The organism is Cedecea sp. B1(4) (assembly GCF_059414925.1).
Window position 1 is genome coordinate 1 of the sequence record NZ_JCAHMZ010000025.1, and the last position, 559, is coordinate 559.

General features: G+C 47.9%; 2 tRNA genes and 1 rRNA gene. All 3 read left to right on the top strand.

The annotated features are described in order from the left end of the window. Positions 1–56: ribosomal RNA gene (locus ACR6JA_RS21980) — 16S ribosomal RNA — on the top strand; the annotation flags it as partial. A gap of 68 nt (positions 57–124) precedes the next feature. Continuing rightward, positions 125–201: transfer RNA gene (locus ACR6JA_RS21985), tRNA-Ile, on the top strand. A 112-nt stretch (positions 202–313) separates the two neighbouring features. Then, a tRNA-Ala gene (locus tag ACR6JA_RS21990) sits at positions 314–389 on the top strand. Positions 390–559 lie beyond the last annotated feature (170 nt).

Consider the following 559-nt stretch of genomic DNA (forward strand, 5'->3'; position numbering starts at 1 on the left):
GGGTGAAGTCGTAACAAGGTAACCGTAGGGGAACCTGCGGTTGGATCACCTCCTTACCTAAAAGATACAACCCGCGTAGTGCTCACACAGATTGTCTGATAGAAAACGAGCAGTAAAACCTTATAGGCTTGTAGCTCAGGTGGTTAGAGCGCACCCCTGATAAGGGTGAGGTCGGTGGTTCAAGTCCACTCAGGCCTACCAAATTTTCCCCTGTTCTGCGTTGCACCTCAGACTCGCATACTTCAGTATGCGTCGCTAAGTTGCGCCTTGACCAGATGAAAATTAAGGTAATCAAAGGTTTTACGAAATCGATGGGGCTATAGCTCAGCTGGGAGAGCGCCTGCCTTGCACGCAGGAGGTCAGCGGTTCGATCCCGCTTAGCTCCACCATCATTTCATGCACCAAAACTTACTTCAGAGTGTACCGGTGACGGTGTACTGCGAAGTATTTGCTCTTTAACAATCCGGAACAAGCTGAAAATTGAAACGACATGTCGTCTCATTCCTCCGTAATAAGGAATGGGGTTAAGACATGTTCGAGTCTCTCTATTTTTCACAAT